This is a genomic window from Kocuria atrinae (assembly GCF_039531425.1).
Classification (GTDB): Bacteria; Actinomycetota; Actinomycetes; order Actinomycetales; family Micrococcaceae; genus Kocuria; species Kocuria atrinae.
In genome coordinates, this window is the sequence record NZ_BAAAQA010000015.1 from 290,213 (window position 1) to 309,080 (window position 18,868).

Sequence of the window (18,868 nt, forward strand, 5' to 3'; positions counted from 1 at the left end):
TCAGCCAACGGATCCTTCCATCTGCAATTCGATCAGGCGGTTGAGTTCAAGGGCGTACTCCATGGGGAGCTCGCGGGCGATCGGCTCCACGAATCCACGGACGATCATCGCCATGGCCTCTTCTTCGGCCATACCGCGCTGCATGAGGTAGAACAACTGCTCCTCGGACACACGGGACACCGTGGCCTCGTGGCCCATGGTCACGTCGTCCTCGCGGATGTCCACGTACGGGTACGTGTCCGAACGGGAGATGGTGTCCACCAGCAAGGCGTCACACACCACGTTGGACTTGGAGTGTTTGGCACCCTCACGCACCTGGACCAGACCGCGATACGCGGAACGGCCACCGTTACGGGCCACCGACTTGGAGACGATGGAGGAGGAGGTGTTCGGAGCAATGTGCACCATCTTGGAACCGGTGTCCTGGTGCTGGCCCTCTCCGGCGAACGCGATGGACAGGGTCTCACCGCGAGCGTGCTCACCAGTCATGTAGACGGCCGGGTACTTCTGGGTGACCTTGGAGCCGATGTTGCCATCGACCCATTCCATGGTGGCGCCTTCGTGTGCAATGGCGCGCTTGGTCACCAGGTTGTACACGTTGTTGGACCAGTTCTGGATGGTCGTGTAACGAACGCGAGCGTTCTTCTTGCAGATGATCTCCACCACGGCGGAGTGCAGCGAGTCGGTCTTGTAGATCGGCGCGGTGCAACCCTCGATGTAGTGAACGTAGGAGTCCTCATCGGCAACGATCAGGGTGCGCTCGAACTGGCCCATGTTCTCCGTGTTGATACGGAAGTAGGCCTGCAGCGGGATATCTACGTGGACGCCCTTGGGCACGTACACGAAGGAACCGCCGGACCACACGGCCGTGTTCAAAGCGGCGAACTTGTTGTCGCCCACCGGGATCACGGTGCCGAAGTACTCCTCGAAGAACTCCGGGTGCTCCTTCAGAGCGGTGTCGGTGTCCATGAAGATGACACCCTGACGCTCAAGATCCTCGCGGATCTGGTGGTAGACCACCTCGGACTCGTACTGAGCTGCCACACCGGCGACCAAGCGGTTGCGCTCGGCCTCGGGGATACCCAGCTTCTCGTAGGTGTTCCGGATGTCCTCGGGCAGCTCTTCCCACGAACCGGCCTGCTGCTCGGTGGAACGCACGAAGTACTTGATGTTGTCGAAGTCGATGCCGGACAGGTCCGCGCCCCAGGTGGGCATGGGCTTGCGGTCGAAGAACCTCAAGCCCTTCTGACGCAGATTGAGCATCCACTCGGGTTCGTTCTTCTTATCCGAGATGTCGCGAACAACATCGGCGTTGACGCCGCGGCGTGCCGAGGCACCGGCGTCGTTCTTGTCCGCCCAGCCGTACTGGTATTGGCCGATCCCCTCGAGCTCCGGGTTCATTTCCAGGATCTCGGAGATCACGGTGTCTTCTGGCTTGTTGCCCGCGGTGTCCGCGGGAACGGTGCGCTCAGTCATGACAACCCTCCTTGTCGTGCGGTTGTTGGTTGGTTGGGGTGATCGGTGCCGTTGAGCGGCGCTGCAACGGTACGTGTGTGGTGCAAACGTGGGCGCCTGCGGCCATGGTCGACAGCCTGCGCACGTCCACGCCCAATAATTGGGCGATCATGGACGTTTCCAGTTCACAAAAATCGGGGTATTCAGCGGCAATCTCTCGCACCGGGCAGTGGCCCTGGCACAGCTGCGCGGACCGCATGCTCACACCCTTGGGACCGCGCGGGGTGACCACGGTATGAGAGGCAGCGAATCCGTCGCGGCTCATCTCCGCGGTCAAGGCATTGAGGCGGTCCTCGACGTCGGGCCCGGCCGCGTTGATCACGGGACGGTACCTTTCCGACATCTCCTGGATGCGTTCGGCCACGAAATCGTGGACCAGTTCGTTACCGCCGGTCTCTTCGAGGGCCTGCAAAGCCTTGCGAGCGATCGTGAGGTAGTCGTTGCCCAGCTGATCGTGTCCTTCTGCGGCCACCACGTAGCGCCGTGCGGGCCGGCCGGCACCGCCCGGGGTGCTGCGCACCAGAGACACTTCAATGATCTGCTCGGCCTCGAGCGCGTCCAGGTGGCGGCGAACGGCGGCGGGGGTCAGTTCGAGATCCTTGGCGATCTGCGCGGCAGAGACGGGCCCGTGAGCAAGCACGAGAGACAGCACCCGCGAACGAGTGGTCTCGTCGTGGTCGGCGCGCACCGGAGTGGCGTGTTCCGTTGCCTGGGAACTCATGCTGTGTGGGTCATCCTCAAGATTGCTGATTGCTTGCGGGATGGGCGTTCGGATAATCGGCCCATGGTGGCGATCCACACTACGGCGGATCTGCAATACACAACAAGGTTATGCCCTAATCCATTCCCAATCCACTAAGGGTGACCTTCCGTGAGTGGGACCCGCCTCACACGAGAGGTTCAGGTACCACCGCATAGACTGTCGTGGTGCTGAACCACGCTGCTCCCACCCAACCGGCACCGGATGCCGATCCCGGTGCCGAGACTCCGGCTCTCCACATCACCGACCTGTCCGAGACATTCGAACGCAAAGGTCGACAGGTGCACGCGGTCAATGGGCTCAGCATGGCAGCCCGGCGCGGCCAGGTCACAGCGCTATTGGGCGCCAACGGTGCTGGCAAAACCACCACGTTGCAGTGCGCACAAGGCTTGCTACGCCCTACTTCCGGCACGGTCCGGCTCCTCGATGAAGACCCTTGGCAGGCCTCTCCTGATGTTCGAGCGCGCGTGGGCGTGATGCTGCAGGACGGCGGACTTCCGCAGGCCGTGCGACCCATGGAGCTGCTGCGCCACGTCAGTCGGTTGTACAAGGATCCCCGCCCCGTCAACGAGCTGATCGAGTTGCTGGGTATCGCACCATTCGCGACGACATCCATTCGACGTCTCTCAGGTGGCCAACGCCAGCGCGTGGGTTTGGCCGCCGCACTCATCGGCCGCCCGGAAGTCCTGTTCCTCGACGAGCCCTCTGCCGGCCTGGACCCGCAATCACGCCAGATCGTGTTCGACCTGATCACCCAATTGCGGGACGCGGGCACCTGCATCATTCTGACCACCCATCTCATGGACGACGCCGCCCGGCTGGCCGACTACGTCTACATCGTCCACCACGGTTCGGTTGCCGCGCAGGGCACCGTTGCGGATCTCGTGAGTACTGAGCAGCACGCACCGGTGGTGATGACCGTGACCCTGGCGGAACAGCGCGCGCGGGATCTCCGTGAGCAACCGCCCTGGCAGACCGACTCGTACCGAGAGATCGAGTGGACCGTGAAGGACCGCACCGTGACCCTCACCGGGGAACTCACAGCGGTACAGATTCGCGAGATCACGGAGTGGGCCACCGCGGACAACACCATTCCTGAAACACTCAGTGTGCAGCCTCGATCCCTGGAGGACGTGTTCTTGGAAGTCTCAGGAAGTGATCCCCGATGAGTACTTCGGCCGAAACCCTCCAGCAGTCCTCGCGGGCCGCGAGCCTTCCCGCACGCGTGGCCGCGCAGGCTCGCTACGAGACCATCACCATGGTGCGCAACGGTGAACAGTTCCTGCTGCTCATCATCCTGCCGATCCTCGCGCTCATCGGGCTCACCGTCACCGACCTGCTCGATTCGTTCCGGCCCGACGGCGCCACACGCCTGGACGTTGCCGTCCCGGGCGTGCTCGTCCTGTGCGTGATCTCCAGTGCCTTCTCGGGTCAGGGTATTCAGACCGGTTTCGATCGCCGTTACGGCGTGCTTCGTTACCTGTCCACCACTCCCCTGGGCCGCGCCGGTCTCATTGCGGGCAAACTACTGGCCATCATCGTGGTCCTCGCGCTGCAGTACCTTCTGATCGGCGGCACCGCGTTTTTCATGGGGTGGCGACCGGACCTCCTGGCGGTGCTCGGTTCCATCCCGTTACTGCTGCTCGTGGCCGTGGCCTTCACCGGCGTGGGCATGCTGATAGCCGGCACCCTCCGCGCGGAAGCCACCCTGGCCATCCTCAATCTGGTGTGGGTTGCACTGGCCGCCGGTGGCGGCGTGCTGTTCCCCACATCCGTGCTGCCTGGTTGGATCTCCTGGCTTGTTGACCTGTTGCCCTCCGCGGCCGCGGGTGAACTGCTCCGTAGTTGTTTCCTGGCGGGCCAGTTCGCCCTACTTCCCACCCTCGTTCTGGCCGCTTGGGCCGTGTTGAGTTGGGCCGCAACCGTCAAGTGGTTCAAGTGGGTCTAGGACCGGCTCGGTGCACGCCTCAATGCACGTTCCTGTTGTGTTCCTTCTGTCCCTCATGGGCGCTCACCGTTTTGAGCTGATTCCCCGACTGGACAGCTAGACTTTCCCTACCTCATCCGTCAGCCTCTGGAAGCACCGTCATGTCTGCCACCGTGTCCCCGTCCGTCACCGATAATTTCTGGTGGCCCTCCACCGTGACCCCCTGGGTCCGTGCCATGGCCATCGCATCGTTGGTGGCCAACAGTCTCTTGATTCTGACCGGTGGCCTGGTCCGCCTGACCGGTTCCGGACTGGGGTGCCCCACATGGCCGCGCTGCACCGACGAGTCATGGACCAACACCCCTGAAATGGGGATCCACGGCGTCATTGAGTTCGGTAACCGCACGCTGACGTTCGTGTTGGCCGTCGTCGCCGTCCTGACATTCATCGCTGTGCTGCGGCTGCGTCACCAGTACCCGCGCATGTTCCTGTTCGCGCTGCTCCTAGGTATTGGCATTCCCGTGCAGGCTCTGATCGGCGGCATCACCGTGCTGGTCGAGCTGCACCCCTTGGTGGTGGGCGCTCACTACATTGTCTCGGCGACCATGATTTCCCTGGCCACGTTGTTGGTCCTGGACACGCGCCGGGCCGGCCTGGCCACGGTCGGTTATGCCCAGCGCCCCGGACAGCTCCCCGGCCGCGAGAAGCCGGTCCGCCTCCTCGCCACGGCCGTGGGCATCCTGTCCGCGATCATCCTGTATGTGGGCACCCTGGTAACCGGCACCGGCCCCCACGCGGGCGATGAGGATTCCGCCCGTCTGGCCTTCGAGCCCCGCATGATCACCTTCACTCACGTGGTCCCCGTGTACCTAATCGTGGCCGCGGTCATCATCGCCATCATCCTGGGCATGAAGCAGAACTGGCCCAAGGTGCTGCTCCGCGCCTACCTGTTGCTTGCCGGTGTGCTGGTACTCCAGGCCCTGGTCGGTTATTACCAATACCTGAACAATGTCCCGATAGCGTCCGTCGCGATCCACATGGTGCTCTCCGCAATCATGGTGTGGGCATCGACTCGGGTGTGCTCCATCAGCTTCCAGGTCACCAAGGATCCCGCCGAGGCCAACGCCGATCGCGCCATTGCCCGCGACAGTGACGTTACGGAGCCGGTGCTATAGGCCCTGTCGAGGAGCCAACCAACGCGCTGCGCAGATACAGACCGCTGCCCCTGTCGATCTCATCGGCGGGGGCAGCGGTCTGTTCAGGGGCAGCGTCGGTCTAGAGCCCGTTAGTCGGCAATATGCGGGGTGGCCGCGCGCAACTGCTCCACGGCGTCCGCCAGCAGGCGCTTGCTGCGCGTGGGAATCGGCAACAACGGCCGCCGAGGCGCGCCGGTGCGGACCCCACAGACTTCCGCCAATGCGTACAACGCCGACAGAGGGCGTTCGTACCCCATGAGTTGCATGAGCGGCGCCAGAGTCGCGCTCCACAGTGCCGCTTCATCCGTGCGATGGTGAACTACTGCGCGGTGGAAGGCAACGAATTCAGGGGCCAAAAGTGCCGCCATCCCGGTGTGCCACGGGGCCATCGGATAGTCGGACACGATGATCTGATCGCCGCTCACTCCGCGCACCGTGGTGGGGTCCGCTCGCTGGGAATAGAGAAGCTGCCTCGAGTGGAAGAGCCGACCGGTGGCCACGGTGTCCTTGAAAGCCACCACGTTGTCCAGCCAGGACAGCTCCGCGGCCAATTCCACCGGGTAATCGAATCCCGTGGTTTCCGGGTTGTTGTACAGACACAGCGGTAGCGACAACGAGGACGCCACGGTCTCCACCTGGTCCGCAATCTCCTGCGAGACCAACGGGATGTAACTGAGGGGGTTGAGCACCAGCCCGTCCGCCCCGTTGTTCTCCGCGGCGTAGGCCATGGTCATGACCTCCCGGGTGGTCATCGCGGAGATGCCCACACCCACGGGAGTTTCCGAGCCCGACGCCGCGTCCACGGCCACTTTCACGACCTGCGCGCGTTCTTCGGTACTCAGATAAGCGAAACTGCCGGACGTTCCCAGCACCACCAGGCCGTCTACACCGCTGCGGGCAAGCTTGGCCACACTGAGTTCCAATGACTCCAGGTCCAATCCGCCGCCCGGTAAGAAAGGCGTAATGGGATAGGCAATGACACCGGAGAAAGTCATGGACAGCATGAGGCTAGTTTAGGTGAGCCTTACACCGATGTCCCGACAGGGAGCGGCCCCCGCGAGTCAGCGGGGCACGGTAGTCCGCATAGTCAGACGCGTTCTCGGCCGGCCCGCGGGACCGATCAAGGCGGTGAATCAGAGAACCGGTCCACCGATGAACGGATCGAGAGCCACGCCCACGAACACAAAAGTGATGTAGGCGATGGAACCGTGGAACACGAACATGGCCTGCTTGAGGGTCGGTTTCCCGCTCTGGGCCATGGCATGCAGCTTGTGGCAGTGGTACAGGAACCAGCCGCCGGAAGCCAGGGCAATGAGCGCGTAGACCCAACCGGCACCACCCACGGGCACGAGCAACAACGAGCAGATCACCGTGGCCCACGCGTAGAGCACGACCTGCGCGCCCACGGAGCGAGCCGTATCCACGGCACCCAGCATGGGAACGCCGGCGCGAGAGTAGTCCTCCGCGTACTTCATGGACAACGGCCAGTAGTGCGGCGGCGTCCACAGGAAGATGAACATGAACAGCACCAGGGCCGGCCATTCGATGGTGCCGCGCACGGCAGCCCAGCCGATGAGCACCGGCATGCAGCCGGCGATACCGCCCCACACGATGTTCTGGGCAGTGCGGCGCTTCAGGATGATGGAGTAGAACACGGCGTACAACGCAATGGCGATCACGCCGAGCACACCGCACAGCACGCTGACACCAATGGTCAGCCACGCCACCGCCACGGCGGACAGCACCCACGCGAAGATCAGGGCCTCGCGATCGCCCACCTCACCGGTGACCAACGGACGACGCGCCGTGCGCTTCATCAGCCGGTCTTCGTTGCGGTCGATGTAGCAGTTGAACGCCCCGGCCGCACCAGCTGCGAGGCTGCCGCCGATCAGGGTGTTGAGGATGAGCCAGAAATTAGGCATGCCCTGCTGCGCGAAGATCATGGTGGGCACGGTGGCGACCAGGAGCAGTTCGATGATGCGGGGTTTGGTGAGTGCCACGTAGGCCTTGATCTTGCGCCCCGCGGTCATGGGCCCCTCGTACCCCACCGGCGCTACCGTGCCGATGGAAGAGCCGGTCGCACCGTGGCCGTGCGAGGCCTGCGATGCGCTTCGACCCGACTGTGCGGCGGTATCAAGGGGGTTCACAGAATCAATGCTCCAAATAATCGAATCCGACGCCGTGGTGTTCCGGGCCGTACGGGGCAAGTACCGACTGCTGGATGCGTACCTATACCCACACAGAAGTATAGCCGCCATAATGCGTAATTTCGGGGTGATCAGCAGCACGTCCGGGCACTCGATTCACCGACAGCACAAGACACTGACGCCGCCTGCGCTGCGGGACTAAGGTTAATGCTGAAACCCGTGTGGTCTGGTCGCCGCGACGTCGTCGAACCCCAGGCCGCAGTGGATGACCCACCGATGAAAGGGACTAGCCACCGTGCCGAACCTTGAGCAACCGCTGAACTGGACCGAAAAGGACGCCCGCGCCGTTGATACCGTGCGCGTACTCGCCGCCGATGCCGTGCAGAAGGTGGGCAGTGGTCACCCCGGCACCGCCATGTCCCTGGCACCCGTTGCTTACATGCTGTTCCAGAAGATCATGCGTCACGACCCCAGCGACGACCGCTGGACCGGCCGTGACCGCTTCATCCTCTCCCCTGGCCACACCTCTCTCACGCTGTACTTGCAGCTGTTCTTCTCCGGCTACGGCCTGGAAATGGATGACATCAAGTCCCTGCGTACCTGGGGTTCCAAGGTTCCCGGACACCCCGAGTACCGTCACACGACCGGCGTGGAGATCACCACCGGCCCGCTCGGCCAGGGCCTGGCTTCCTCCGTGGGCTTCGTCTACGGCCAGCGCTACACGCGCGGCCTGTTCGACGCCGACGCCGCCCCCGGCACCTCGCCGTTCGACCACAACGTCTTTGTGATCGCCTCCGATGGCGACCTGCAGGAGGGCATCACCTCCGAGGCGTCCTCGCTGGCCGGCACCCAGGAACTGGGCAACTTGGTCGTGATCTACGACCAGAACGAGATCTCCATCGAGGACGACACCAACGTGGCGTTCAACGAGGACGTCCTGGGCCGCTACGAAGCCTACGGCTGGGATGTCGCCCGCGTGGACTGGCGCCAGGGCGGCGAGTACAAGGAAGATGTCGAGGCCCTGTACGACGCGATCGTCGCCGCCACCAAGGTCACCGACAAGCCCTCCATCATTGCGTTGAACACCATCATCGGCTGGCCCGCACCCAATAAGCAGGACACCGGGGCCATTCACGGTTCCGCCCTGGGCGAGGACGAGGTCGCAGCGACCAAGGAGATCCTCGGTTTCGACAAGAACGAATCCTTCGTGATCGAGCCCGAGATCTTCGAGCACGTTCGCGCCGTGGGTGATCGTGCCAAGACAGAACGAGCCGAGTGGGAGAAGTCCTTCTCCGCGTGGCGCGAGGCCAACCCGGACAAGGCCGCCCTCTACGACCGCATTCGCGACGAGAAGCTGCCGGAGAATTACGCCGCGGCCTTCCCGACTTTCGAACCCGGCAAGGACATGGCCACCCGTAAGGCCTCCGGCCAGGTCATCAACGCCATTGCCGACACCTTCCCCGAGCTGTGGGGCGGTTCCGCGGACCTCGCGGGCTCCAACAACACCACCATCGAGAACGCGAAGTCCTTCATTCCGGAGAAGCGTTCCACCGACATGTGGCAGGGCTCCCCCTACGGTCGCGTGCTGCACTTCGGTATTCGTGAGCACGCCGCCGCGGCAATCGTGAACGGCATCGTGATGAGCACGCAGACCCGCGCGTTCTCCGGCACGTTCCTGATCTTCTCCGACTACCAGCGCCCCGCCGTTCGACTCGGCGCGCTCATGAAAGTGCCGTCCATCTACGTGTGGACCCACGACTCGATCGGTCTGGGCGAGGACGGCCCCACGCACCAGCCGGTTGAGCAGCTGTCGTCACTCCGCGCCATCCCCGGGTTGGACGTCGTCCGCCCCGCGGACGCCAACGAGACCGCCGTCGCGTGGCGCACCATGCTCGAGCATCACGACCGCCCGGCCGGTATCGCGCTGACCCGTCAGAACCTACCGGTCTTCGCTCGTGAGGACCTGCACCCGGATGCCGAGGGCGAGAAGTTCGCTTCCGCCGAGGGCGTGGCCCGCGGCGCGTACGTGCTGGCCGATAGCGAGTCCACCCCTGACGTGGTGCTCATCGCCACCGGCTCCGAGGTGGAGCTGGCCGTGGCCGCCCGCAAGCAGCTTGCGGAGCAGGGCGTTGCCGCCCGCGTGGTCTCCATGCCGTGCCGTGAATGGTTCGATGAGCAGGACAAGGAGTACCGCGAGTCGGTGATCCCCTCCGCGGTGAAGGCACGCGTCACGGTTGAGGCCGGCATCAAGATGTCCTGGAACGACATCCTGGGCGACGCCGGGCGCGCCGTGTCCCTCGAACACTTCGGTGAGTCCGCCGATTACAAGACCCTGTACCGCGAGTTCGGCATCACCGCCGAGGACGTGGTCAGCAAGGCTCAGGAGTCCATCGCCGCAGCGCGGTGACACTCCCACGACTGTGCGGGGCGCCGAATCAGCGCCCCGCACAGCACAACAAGAATTTCCAGCAATGAGTTAGGAAGTCACAGTGAGCACTCCCACCAAAAAGTTGTCCGACGCAGGCGTCTCCATCTGGCTCGATGATCTGTCCCGCCAGCGCCTGACCAGCGGCAACCTGCAGGAACTGATCGACACCAAGAACGTTGTGGGTGTGACCACCAACCCCACGATCTTCGCCGCTGCATTGGCCAACGGTGAGTCCTACGCCGAGCAGGTCTCCGAGCTCGCCCAGTCCGGTGCGGACGTGGACGAGGCAGTTTTCACAATCACCACCGATGACGTCCGCGATGCCTGCGACGTGTTCGCTCCGGTCGCAGAGGCGACCCAGGGAGTGGACGGCCGCGTGTCCATCGAGGTGGATCCTCGCCTCGCTCAGGACGCGGATGCCACCGCCGCCATGGCGCAGCGTCTGTCCCAGACCATTGATCGCCCCAACGCGCTCATCAAGATTCCGGCCACCGAGGCGGGTCTGCCGTCGATCTCGGCAACCATCGCCGAAGGCATCTCGGTCAACGTGACCTTGATCTTCTCCCTCGAGCGCTACCGCGCGGTGATCAACGCGTACATGATCGGCCTCGAGGAAGCGTTGGAGAACGGCAAGGACCTGTCCACCATTCACTCCGTGGCATCCTTCTTCGTCTCCCGCGTGGACACCGAGAGCGACAAGCGCCTGGACGCCGTGGGCACCGACGAGGCCAAGGCGCTCAAGGGCAAGGCCGGACTGGCCAATGCTCGCCTGGCCTACCAGATCTACGAAGAGCAGTTCACCACGGAGCGCTGGAAGCGCCTCGAATCCGCAGGTGCCAACGCCCAGCGCCCGCTGTGGGCCTCCACCGGTGTGAAGGACCCCTCGCTGCCGGACACCCTGTACGTGACCGAGCTCGTGGCTCCCCACACCGTCAACACCATGCCGGAAAAGACCCTGGACGCCACCTACGACCATGGTGAAATCACCGGTGACACCATTGCCGGGACGTACCAGGAGTCCAACGAGATCCTGGATGCCATTGCCGAGCAGGGCATTTCGTACCAGAACGTGGTCGAGCAGCTCGAGACCGAGGGCCTGGACAAGTTCGACAAGTCCTGGGACGAGTTGCTGGAGACGGTCCGCACGGCTCTCGACAACGCCCGCTGATCCGCTGCTGAACCAGACCATCCACCAGCACGCTTCGTAGCCACTAGGAGGCTCGTTATGAGTTCACTGTCGTTGTCCGCTTCAGGCACCGCTCGCCAGGCCGTTGACGCCCAGGTGCCGCGCCTGGTCGAGGAACGATTCGCGTCCAAGCTCTTCGCCAAGGACCCCGCCCTGTGGGGACCGGCCGCAGAAGAAGAGGCCAAGATTCGTCTGGGGTGGACCGAAGCCGCGACCGTGTCTCGTCCCCTCGTGGCCGAGATCGTGCAGTTGCGCGAGGACTTCGCATCCGAAGGTGTCACGCGCTTCGTGCTGGCGGGTATGGGTGGCTCATCCCTGGCGCCCGAGGTCATCACCCGCACCGAGGGTGTGGATCTCTTTGTGCTGGACTCCACGGATCCCGAAATGGTGCAGCTGGCACTCCAGGACTTGGACAAGACCGCGCTGGTGGTCTCGTCCAAGTCCGGGTCCACGGTCGAGACCGATTCGGCACGCCGCGCGTTCGTGGCAGCTTTCGAGAAGGCCGGCATCGACGCATCGCAGCGGATCGTGGTGGTGACGGATCCGGGGTCGCCCATGGACAATTCCGCCCGTGAGGCCGGGTACCGCAAGGTCTTCAATGCCGATCCCAACGTGGGCGGGCGCTTTTCGGCGCTCACCGCGTTCGGCCTGGTCCCTTCCGGACTGGCCGGTGCGGACATCGAGCAGCTCCTGGACGATGCCGAAGAAGCTGCGGAGTTCCTCAGCGAGGACGACGAGGACAACATCGGACTTCGCCTGGGGGCTGCCTTGGGCGGCACCAAACCGCTGCGGGACAAGATCGTGATCGTCAACAACGGCGCGCCCGTGGTCGGATTCGCGGACTGGGCCGAGCAGCTGATCGCGGAATCCACGGGTAAGTCCGGTACCGGCGTGCTGCCGGTGGTCGTCTCCGAGGGGGCACCGGAGCTGGAAACACGAGCGGACGATGTCCTGGTGGTGTCGTTGGTCGCCGATGACGCGGAGCCCGTGGACGATCAGGACGCCGTGGCGATCTCCGGTTCCCTGGCAGCCATGATGATGGCCTTCGAGGTGGCCACCGCCGTGGCGGGTCAGCTGTTGAAGATCGACCCCTACAACCAGCCGGACGTGGAGTCCGCCAAGAGTGCCACGCGTGAGCTGCTGGCTTCCTCCCCGGAGCCGAGCCCGGCAGTTGCCACGGACGGTTCCATCGAGATCCGCGGTTCCGAGCAAGTTCTCCAGGGTGCCACTACGGTTCCCGAGGCTCTGAAGGCGCTCATGGCGCAGTTGCCCGAGGACGGGTACGTGAGCGTGCAGGCGTACTTCGATCGACTCGGTTGGGCTGAGCTGGAAGAGATTCGTCCGGTGCTCGCGCAGAAGACCGGCCGCCCCGTGACCTTCGGCTGGGGCCCGCGCTTCCTGCACTCGACCGGTCAGTACCACAAGGGCGGGCCCGCTCAGGGCGTGTACTTGCAGGTCACGGCCGCGACGGACACGGACGTGGACATTCCCGAAATCCCGTTCTCGTTCGGCGAGTTGATTTCCGCTCAGGCCGATGGCGACGCCAAGGTGCTGACCGATCACCACCGCCCTGTACTCCGGTTGCGTCTCACTGACCGTTCCGCCGGTGTGGAGCAGCTCTTGAAGGCCGCAGCCGCACTCTAAAATCATTACCATTCATTATTTTCCGGTCATCGCGGACCGGGGCGTTTCGTGTCACTCGCTACGCCCCGGTCCGTTGGTCCGGATGAAACAGGGAGCATTGTGCCTCACCACAACAACAGCAACCCGCTGCGAGATCCCCGGGACCGCCGCCTGACGCGAGTCGCGGCGCCGTCGTCCCTGGTGCTTTTCGGCGTGACCGGTGATCTTGCCAAGAAAAAGCTGCTGCCGGCCATGTATGACCTGGCCAACCGCGGTTTGCTGCCGCCGTCGTTCTCGTTGGTGGGCTTCGGCCGCCGCGACTGGGATGACGCGGAGTTCGCCGAGTACGTCAAGGAGTCGATCGCGGACCACGCCCGCACTCCGTTCAACCAGGCCATGTGGGAGCAGTTCGCCTCCGGCCTGCGTTTCGTACATGGCAATTTCGACGACGACGCCGCCTACGAACGTCTCGCCGAAACCCTCACCGAACTCGACGAGTCCCGCGGTACGCGCGGCAATCACGCGTTTTATCTGTCCATTCCGCCCAAGGCGTTCGATGTGGTCTGCCAGAAGCTCGCGGACCATGATCTGGCCGAGAGCAATGGCACCCAGGGCTGGCGGCGCGTGGTGATCGAGAAGCCGTTCGGCCACGACCTGGAATCCGCCCGCGAGCTCAACGCCATTGTGGAACGTGTCTTCCCGGCGGACAGCGTGTTCCGTATTGACCACTACTTGGGCAAGGAGACGGTGCAGAACATTCTGGCGCTGCGCTTCGCCAACCAGATGTTCGAACCGCTGTGGGACACCCGCTACGTGGACCACGTTCAGATCACCATGGCCGAGGACATCGGCATCGGTTCGCGCGCCGGTTACTACGACGGCGTGGGCGCGGCCCGCGACGTCATCCAGAATCATCTGCTGCAGTTGCTGGCGTTCACTGCCATGGAAGAACCTCCCGCGTTCTCCGCTCATCACTTGCGCCGCGAGAAGGCCAAGGTCCTGGAATCCGTGATCCTGCCCGAGGATCTCGGCGCGTATTCGGCGCTGGGTCAGTACTCGGCGGGTCTGCAGGGCGGTGCAGAGGTCAAGGGATTCCACCAGGAACAGGACATCCCTGCCGATTCCCGCACGGAGACCTACGCAGCACTTCGCCTGGAGATCAATAACCGGCGCTGGGCGGGAGTCCCGTTCTACCTGCGCGCCGGCAAGCGACTGGGCCGCCGCGTCACGGAGATCGCCGTGGTCTTCAAGAAATCACCCAATCTGCTGTTCCGTTCGCCGGACAAGGACGACTTTGGTCAGAACGCCATTGTGATCCGCATTCAACCGGACGAGGGCGTCACCATTCGGCTTGGGTCCAAGGTTCCCGGTACCCAGTCCGAGATCCGCGATGTGACCATGGACTTCGGCTACGGCCACGCATTCACCGAGTCCAGCCCGGAGGCCTACGAACGGTTGATCCTGGACGTGCTCCTGGGCGAGCCGCCTTTGTTCCCGGATCACTCGGAGGTGGAGCTCTCTTGGAAGATCCTGGACCCCTTCGAGGACTACTGGGCGGAACGCCACATCATGCCTGACGATTACGCACCGGGGTCCTGGGGCCCGGAATCCGCGGATCAGCTCATGGCTCGCGACGGACGTGTCTGGAGGCGACCGTGATCGTACAAATGGAAAACACCACAACCTCGATCATCGAGAAGAAACTGCATTCGCTGCGGGATGAGTACGGTGTGGTCACGCTCGGACGTGTGCTGACGCTGGTGATCCTGGCCCGCGCGGGGCACTCGGAAATGGCGATCGAGGCCGCGAACTTCGCGAGTCATGAACACCCTTGCCGCATCATCGTGCACGTGGCCCACTCCGCGAACGAGGCCACCCGCCTGGACGGTCAGCTGCGCATGGGCGGGGACGCCGGTGCCTCGGAGGTGATCATCCTGCACGGCTACGGCGAACTCGCCGAACCCACCGAGACGTTGATCTCTGCGCTGCTCTTGCCGGACGCGCCCATTGTGGCCTGGTGGCCCCACGAATTCCCGGACTCCCCCGGTGACTCGTCGATCGGCAAGATTGCGCACCGCCGCATCACCGATTCCTCGCGCGCGGACGACCCTTTCAAGTCACTTCGGCAACTGTCTCAGCAGTACCGGCCCGGTGATACGGACCTGGCATGGACGCGCATCACCAGCTGGCGCATCCAACTCGCCGCCGTGTTCGATCAGATCGGTTCGGTGCCGGTTCGCGAAGTCGTGGTGGAGGGCGCTGAGCGCTCCCCCTCAGTGGTGCTCATGGGCGTGTGGCTGGCCAATGCCCTGGGCTGCGAGGCCAAGTTCATCACCCAGAACGAGCGCCCCGGCATGGACCGAGTCACCCTGGTCACCGACGAGGGGCCCATTCAGCTGCACCGGCCCGGCAGCACGGTGGCCGTCCTCACGCAGCCCGGTCAACCCGATCAGCAGATCGCCATGCCGGTGCGAGATCTCAATGTGTGCTTGGCCGAAGAACTGCGTCGGTTGGACCCGGACGAGGTCTACGGCGATGTCATCACCAAGGCCCTGGTGACTGCACGGCTGGAAGAAGCCGTCGAAGAAGCAATGGATGGAGAGGTGTCCCCGTGAACCACGCCCGCATTGTCCCCCACGGCAGCCAGGAGCAGCTCGCCCAGGAGACCTCCCGCCGAATCATCACGGTCCTGGAACAGGCCCAGGACGAGCGCGGCGAGGCCACCCTCGTTCTCACCGGCGGCAGCATGGGAAACAAGGTGATCCAGGCGGTCGCCAACGATCCCGATTCCGCCTTGGTGGACTGGTCACGCGTCAACATTTGGTGGTCGGACGAACGTTTTGTGCCCGGCTCCGATTCCGAGCGCAACAGTGTCCAGGCCGCCGACGCCGCCCAGGGCCAATTGGATCTGGAATGGGACCGGATTCACCCCATCGCCGCCTCGGACGAGATGGCCACCGCGGAGGAAGCCGCCGCCGACTACCGTGAAGAACTCGCCACCGCCGCACAGCAAGAGGGCCTGGACGGTGAATTGCCTCGCTTCGACCTGGCACTGCTCAGCCTGGGTCCGGACACCCACGTGGCCTCCCTGTTCCCGGGACGCAACGAAGTGACGGTCACCAACACCCCCGTCCTGGCCGTCAACGACTCCCCCAAGCCACCTCCCACGCGTGTGACCATGAGCCTGACCGCGATCAACTCTGCGGATCGAGTGTGGTTGTTGGTTGCAGACAGTGCCAAGGCCGAAGCCCTCGCCGCGATCCGCGATCCCGAGGCCACCCCTCAGTCCGCCCCCGGCAGCGCCGTGCGCGGCACGGAGGAAACCCTGCTTCTCGTCACGGAAGACGCTCTCCCGGGCCTCCCCCAGGATCCCGAGGGCTGATCAGCTGCCCACGACGGCACATGCCCTGCATGCCCCCCCGCATGTCCCGCGCACTCTGAGTGTCGCCGGGACCCTTCAACGCACCTGAGGTGTCGGTAGAACCCTTTCGGAGACTCAGAAGGGTCCTACCGGTACCTCAGACGTCATCGAGGGTCCCACCGCCGCGAGGGAGATACGTGTTAAACGCGCAAGGCCCGGAGATCGGAATCTCCGGGCCTTGGCCATGTTGCCGATGATCAGACCATCGGGGGCGCGAACCGCAACGAGAGGGCGTACCCAACGATGGCAAGAACCCACACGATAGCCAGAATGGTGGTCATGCGGACCACATTCTTCTGGGCGGCGCCCGAGGTGTTGAGGGATTGGGTCATGCCGCCGCCGAACATGTCGGACAGGCCGCCGCCCTTGCCCTTGTTGAGCAGGACGAACATGATGCACAGGATGCTGGTGACCACAATGACCACTTGCAGAACAATCTGCAGGAGCTCCACGTAAAGCCTCAATTCCTCGGGAGTCGCTGATCGACCGTAGGAGCGCCGCGGAGTCTCACCGCGGATCGCTCACTGGAATGTCTAGTTGCTGAGCAGATGCTGCTCGAACCGTGCAATCTTAGCAAACTCCTCGGCGTCCAGGCTGGCGCCGCCTACCAGGGCACCGTCCACGTCTGCACCGCCCAAGATGTTCGCCACGTTGGAGGACTTCACGGAGCCGCCGTAGAGAATGCGGGTGGCCTGCGCGAAGTCCTCGCTGTAGAGCTTGCCGAGCTCCTCTCGGATGGCGGCCGCCATCTCCTGGGCGTCTTCCGGACCGGCCACTTCGCCGGTGCCGATGGCCCACACGGGCTCGTAGGCAACCACGAGGCCCTCGAGTTCCTGCTCGTTCAGGTCCGCCAGGCTGCCGCGCAGCTGCTCCAGGGTGAACGCCACATGGTTGCCGGACTGGCGCTCGTCCAGACCCTCACCGATGCACAGCATGGGGGTCAGGTTGTGACGGATGGCGGCGCGCACCTTGTCGCGGCACAGCTCATCCGACTCATGGTGAACCGTGCGACGCTCGGAGTGGCCGACCAGCGCATAGGTGCAATCCAGTTTGGCTAGGAACTCACCAGAGATGTCGCCGGTGTAGGCACCGGAATCCTGGTCCGAGAGGTCCTGGGCGCCGTACACGATCTGCAGGCCGTCGCCCTCGACCAGGGACTGCACGGAACGCAGGTCCGTGAACGGCGGGAACACGGCCACTTCTACGCGCTGGAAGTCGTGCTTGGCATCCTTGAGGGTCCACGCGAGCTTCTGCAACAGAGCGATGCCCTGCGCGTGGTCCATGTTCATCTTCCAGTTGCCCGCAATCAGGGGCGTGCGGTCGAAGTTTCCATCGGTCTTACTGGTCATAGCGTCTCCTTGGAATCAGACCGCGCGGGGCCCGTGCCGTAACACAGGCCCCGCGCGGCACTCACGTTCTCGGTGGGGGCTGACTCAGGCGCCCAGGGCCACCACGCCCGGAAGCTCCTTACCCTCGATGAACTCGAGGGAAGCGCCGCCACCGGTGGAAATGTGTCCAAACTGGTCATCCTTGTAGCCCAAGTTGCGCACGGCGGATGCGGAATCGCCGCCGCCGATCACGCTCATGGCATCCGATGAGACCAACGCGTCCGCAACAGCCTTGGTGCCGTTGGCGAAGGCTGGCATCTCGAACACACCCACGGGGCCGTTCCAGAACACGGTCTTGGCGGACTTGATCTTCTCCGCGAAGATCTTCGAGGATTCGGGCCCGATGTCCAGGCCCAGACCGGAATCACCGATCTCGCCGCCCTCGATGTCCTCGACCGGGCGGACCTCGTTCTGGGCATCCTTGTCGAACGCGGCCGCGTAGACGACATCCACCGGCAACACGATCTCGGTACCGGCAGCCTGTGCCTTGTCCAGGTAACCCCTGACGGTGTCGATCTGGTCCTTCTCCAACAGGGAGCCGCCCACGGAGTAGCCCTGGGCAGCCAGGAAGGTGAACACCATGCCGCCTCCGATGAGCAGGGAGTCTGCCTTGCCAATGAGGTTCTCGATCACGGCCAGCTTGTCCGACACCTTGGAACCACCCATGACGACCACGAAGGGACGCTCGGGATCGGAAATGACCTTCTTGAGAACGTCCACTTCCTTCTTGACCAGGTCCCCCTGGTAACCGGGCAGCTTCTGCGCAACGTCGTACACGGACGCGTGCTTGCGGTGAACCGCGCCGAACGCATCGTCCACATAGGCACCGTTGTCTCCGGTGAGCGCGGCGAGTTCGGCAGCGAACTCCTGCCGCTCGGCGTCCTCCTTGGAGGTCTCGCGCGCGTCATAGCGAACGTTCTCGAGCACGAGGATCTCCCCGTCCTGGAGAGCCTCGGCCTTGGCCTGGGCGTCCTCGCCGACGACGTCGCTCGCGACCTTGACGGGCTCATCTGCCAGTTCGTCGAGCTTCTGGGCTGCCGGGGCAATCGAGTACTTGGGATCGACCTGACCCTTGGGGCGGCCCAGGTGGGCCATGACGATCACACGGGCGCCGGCCTCGGCCAGCTTGGTGAGGACCGGCAAGGAGGCGCGCACGCGCCCGTCGTCGGTCACGGTGGTGCCGTCCAGGGGCACGTTGAGGTCCGAGCGGACGAGCACGCGCCGGCCGGAGACCCCCTCAGAAATCAGTTCGTCCAACGATTTGGCCATGTCCGGTT

The 18,868-nt window shown here is 64.1% G+C and carries 16 protein-coding genes; 9 read left to right on the forward strand and 7 right to left on the reverse strand.

The genetic code is table 11. From position 1 onward, the window contains the following. The gene (gene sufB, locus ABD283_RS07855; protein WP_344224419.1) at positions 1-1,476 is read right to left on the reverse strand and encodes a Fe-S cluster assembly protein SufB; all 1,476 of its coding nucleotides are present in this window, start codon (positions 1,474-1,476) and stop codon (positions 1-3) included. After that, positions 1,469-2,236, reverse strand: coding sequence for a helix-turn-helix transcriptional regulator (locus tag ABD283_RS07860; RefSeq protein ID WP_344224421.1), 768 nt, complete (start codon positions 2,234-2,236; stop codon positions 1,469-1,471). The genes sufB and ABD283_RS07860 overlap by 8 nt, the downstream gene beginning before the upstream one ends. Before the next feature lie 206 nt (positions 2,237-2,442). Here ABD283_RS07860 and ABD283_RS07865 point away from each other — a divergent pair, with 206 nt between their 5' ends. The 3 genes from ABD283_RS07865 to ABD283_RS07875 all read left to right on the forward strand — a co-directional run bounded on the left by ABD283_RS07865 (position 2,443) and on the right by ABD283_RS07875 (position 5,377). Continuing rightward, a complete protein-coding gene (locus ABD283_RS07865) occupies positions 2,443-3,444 on the forward strand; it encodes an ABC transporter ATP-binding protein (protein WP_344224422.1) in 1,002 nt (333 codons plus the stop codon). Further along, entirely contained in the window at positions 3,441-4,223 is a 783-nt protein-coding gene (locus ABD283_RS07870) for an ABC transporter permease (protein WP_344224423.1), read from the forward strand. The genes ABD283_RS07865 and ABD283_RS07870 overlap by 4 nt, the downstream gene beginning before the upstream one ends. 140 nt (positions 4,224-4,363) lie before the next feature. Further along, positions 4,364-5,377, forward strand: a complete 1,014-nt coding sequence (locus ABD283_RS07875) for a COX15/CtaA family protein (RefSeq protein ID WP_344224424.1) — start codon at positions 4,364-4,366, stop codon at positions 5,375-5,377. Between the two features lie 110 nt (positions 5,378-5,487). On the opposite strand, the gene ABD283_RS07880 is transcribed toward ABD283_RS07875, so the two are convergent. Both ABD283_RS07880 and ABD283_RS07885 read right to left on the reverse strand, forming a co-directional pair. Further along, positions 5,488-6,402: a dihydrodipicolinate synthase family protein gene (locus ABD283_RS07880; RefSeq protein WP_344224425.1), complete on the reverse strand. Its 915-nt coding sequence runs from the start codon at positions 6,400-6,402 to the stop codon at positions 5,488-5,490. Between the two features lie 129 nt (positions 6,403-6,531). Beyond that, the gene (locus tag ABD283_RS07885) at positions 6,532-7,428 is read right to left on the reverse strand and encodes a heme o synthase (RefSeq protein WP_344224528.1); all 897 of its coding nucleotides are present in this window, start codon (positions 7,426-7,428) and stop codon (positions 6,532-6,534) included. Positions 7,429-7,840: 412 nt separating this feature from the next. Here ABD283_RS07885 and tkt point away from each other — a divergent pair, with 412 nt between their 5' ends. From tkt to pgl, 6 genes are all read left to right on the forward strand, one after another. After that, positions 7,841-9,952, forward strand: coding sequence for a transketolase (tkt, locus tag ABD283_RS07890; protein WP_344224427.1), 2,112 nt, complete (start codon positions 7,841-7,843; stop codon positions 9,950-9,952). 82 nt (positions 9,953-10,034) lie between these two features. Then, positions 10,035-11,141, forward strand: a complete 1,107-nt coding sequence (gene tal, locus ABD283_RS07895; RefSeq protein ID WP_344224428.1) for a transaldolase — start codon at positions 10,035-10,037, stop codon at positions 11,139-11,141. A gap of 57 nt (positions 11,142-11,198) precedes the next feature. Next, positions 11,199-12,803 carry a glucose-6-phosphate isomerase gene (locus tag ABD283_RS07900; protein ID WP_344224429.1) on the forward strand — a complete coding sequence of 535 codons (1,605 nt, stop codon included), beginning with the start codon at positions 11,199-11,201 and terminating at the stop codon, positions 12,801-12,803. Positions 12,804-12,902: 99 nt separating this feature from the next. Beyond that, positions 12,903-14,441, forward strand: coding sequence for a glucose-6-phosphate dehydrogenase (gene zwf, locus ABD283_RS07905; protein WP_344224430.1), 1,539 nt, complete (start codon positions 12,903-12,905; stop codon positions 14,439-14,441). Continuing rightward, positions 14,438-15,397 carry a glucose-6-phosphate dehydrogenase assembly protein OpcA gene (locus ABD283_RS07910; RefSeq protein WP_425552815.1) on the forward strand — a complete coding sequence of 320 codons (960 nt, stop codon included), beginning with the start codon at positions 14,438-14,440 and terminating at the stop codon, positions 15,395-15,397. Before zwf ends, ABD283_RS07910 begins: the two co-directional genes overlap by 4 nt. After that, positions 15,394-16,164 carry a 6-phosphogluconolactonase gene (pgl, locus tag ABD283_RS07915; RefSeq protein WP_344224432.1) on the forward strand — a complete coding sequence of 257 codons (771 nt, stop codon included), beginning with the start codon at positions 15,394-15,396 and terminating at the stop codon, positions 16,162-16,164. Before ABD283_RS07910 ends, pgl begins: the two co-directional genes overlap by 4 nt. Positions 16,165-16,400: 236 nt before the next feature. Here the strand turns inward: pgl and secG are convergent, their stop codons facing one another. From secG to ABD283_RS07930, 3 genes are all read right to left on the reverse strand, one after another. Continuing rightward, positions 16,401-16,655 (reverse strand): preprotein translocase subunit SecG, encoded by a 255-nt coding sequence (gene secG, locus ABD283_RS07920; RefSeq protein WP_344224433.1) that lies wholly within the window; start codon positions 16,653-16,655, stop codon positions 16,401-16,403. 81 nt (positions 16,656-16,736) lie between these two features. After that, the gene (tpiA, locus tag ABD283_RS07925; RefSeq protein WP_344224434.1) at positions 16,737-17,552 is read right to left on the reverse strand and encodes a triose-phosphate isomerase; all 816 of its coding nucleotides are present in this window, start codon (positions 17,550-17,552) and stop codon (positions 16,737-16,739) included. 84 nt (positions 17,553-17,636) lie between these two features. Then, a complete protein-coding gene (locus tag ABD283_RS07930) occupies positions 17,637-18,860 on the reverse strand; it encodes a phosphoglycerate kinase (protein WP_344224435.1) in 1,224 nt (407 codons plus the stop codon). Positions 18,861-18,868: the final 8 nt, after the last annotated feature.

What these genes read in the sequence shown, in the direction of transcription:
- sufB (WP_344224419.1), bottom strand. Translation starts at nt 1,476, where the DNA reads ATGACTGAGCGCACCGTTCCCGCGGACACCGCGGGCAACAAGCCAGAA.
- ABD283_RS07860 (WP_344224421.1), bottom strand. Translation starts at nt 2,236, where the DNA reads ATGAGTTCCCAGGCAACGGAACACGCCACTCCGGTGCGCGCCGACCAC.
- ABD283_RS07870 (WP_344224423.1), top strand. Translation starts at nt 3,441, where the DNA reads ATGAGTACTTCGGCCGAAACCCTCCAGCAGTCCTCGCGGGCCGCGAGC.
- ABD283_RS07875 (WP_344224424.1), top strand. Translation starts at nt 4,364, where the DNA reads ATGTCTGCCACCGTGTCCCCGTCCGTCACCGATAATTTCTGGTGGCCC.
- ABD283_RS07880 (WP_344224425.1), bottom strand. Translation starts at nt 6,402, where the DNA reads ATGCTGTCCATGACTTTCTCCGGTGTCATTGCCTATCCCATTACGCCT.
- ABD283_RS07885 (WP_344224528.1), bottom strand. Translation starts at nt 7,428, where the DNA reads ATGACCGCGGGGCGCAAGATCAAGGCCTACGTGGCACTCACCAAACCC.
- ABD283_RS07900 (WP_344224429.1), top strand. Translation starts at nt 11,199, where the DNA reads ATGAGTTCACTGTCGTTGTCCGCTTCAGGCACCGCTCGCCAGGCCGTT.
- tpiA (WP_344224434.1), bottom strand. Translation starts at nt 17,552, where the DNA reads ATGACCAGTAAGACCGATGGAAACTTCGACCGCACGCCCCTGATTGCG.
- ABD283_RS07930 (WP_344224435.1), bottom strand. Translation starts at nt 18,860, where the DNA reads ATGGCCAAATCGTTGGACGAACTGATTTCTGAGGGGGTCTCCGGCCGG.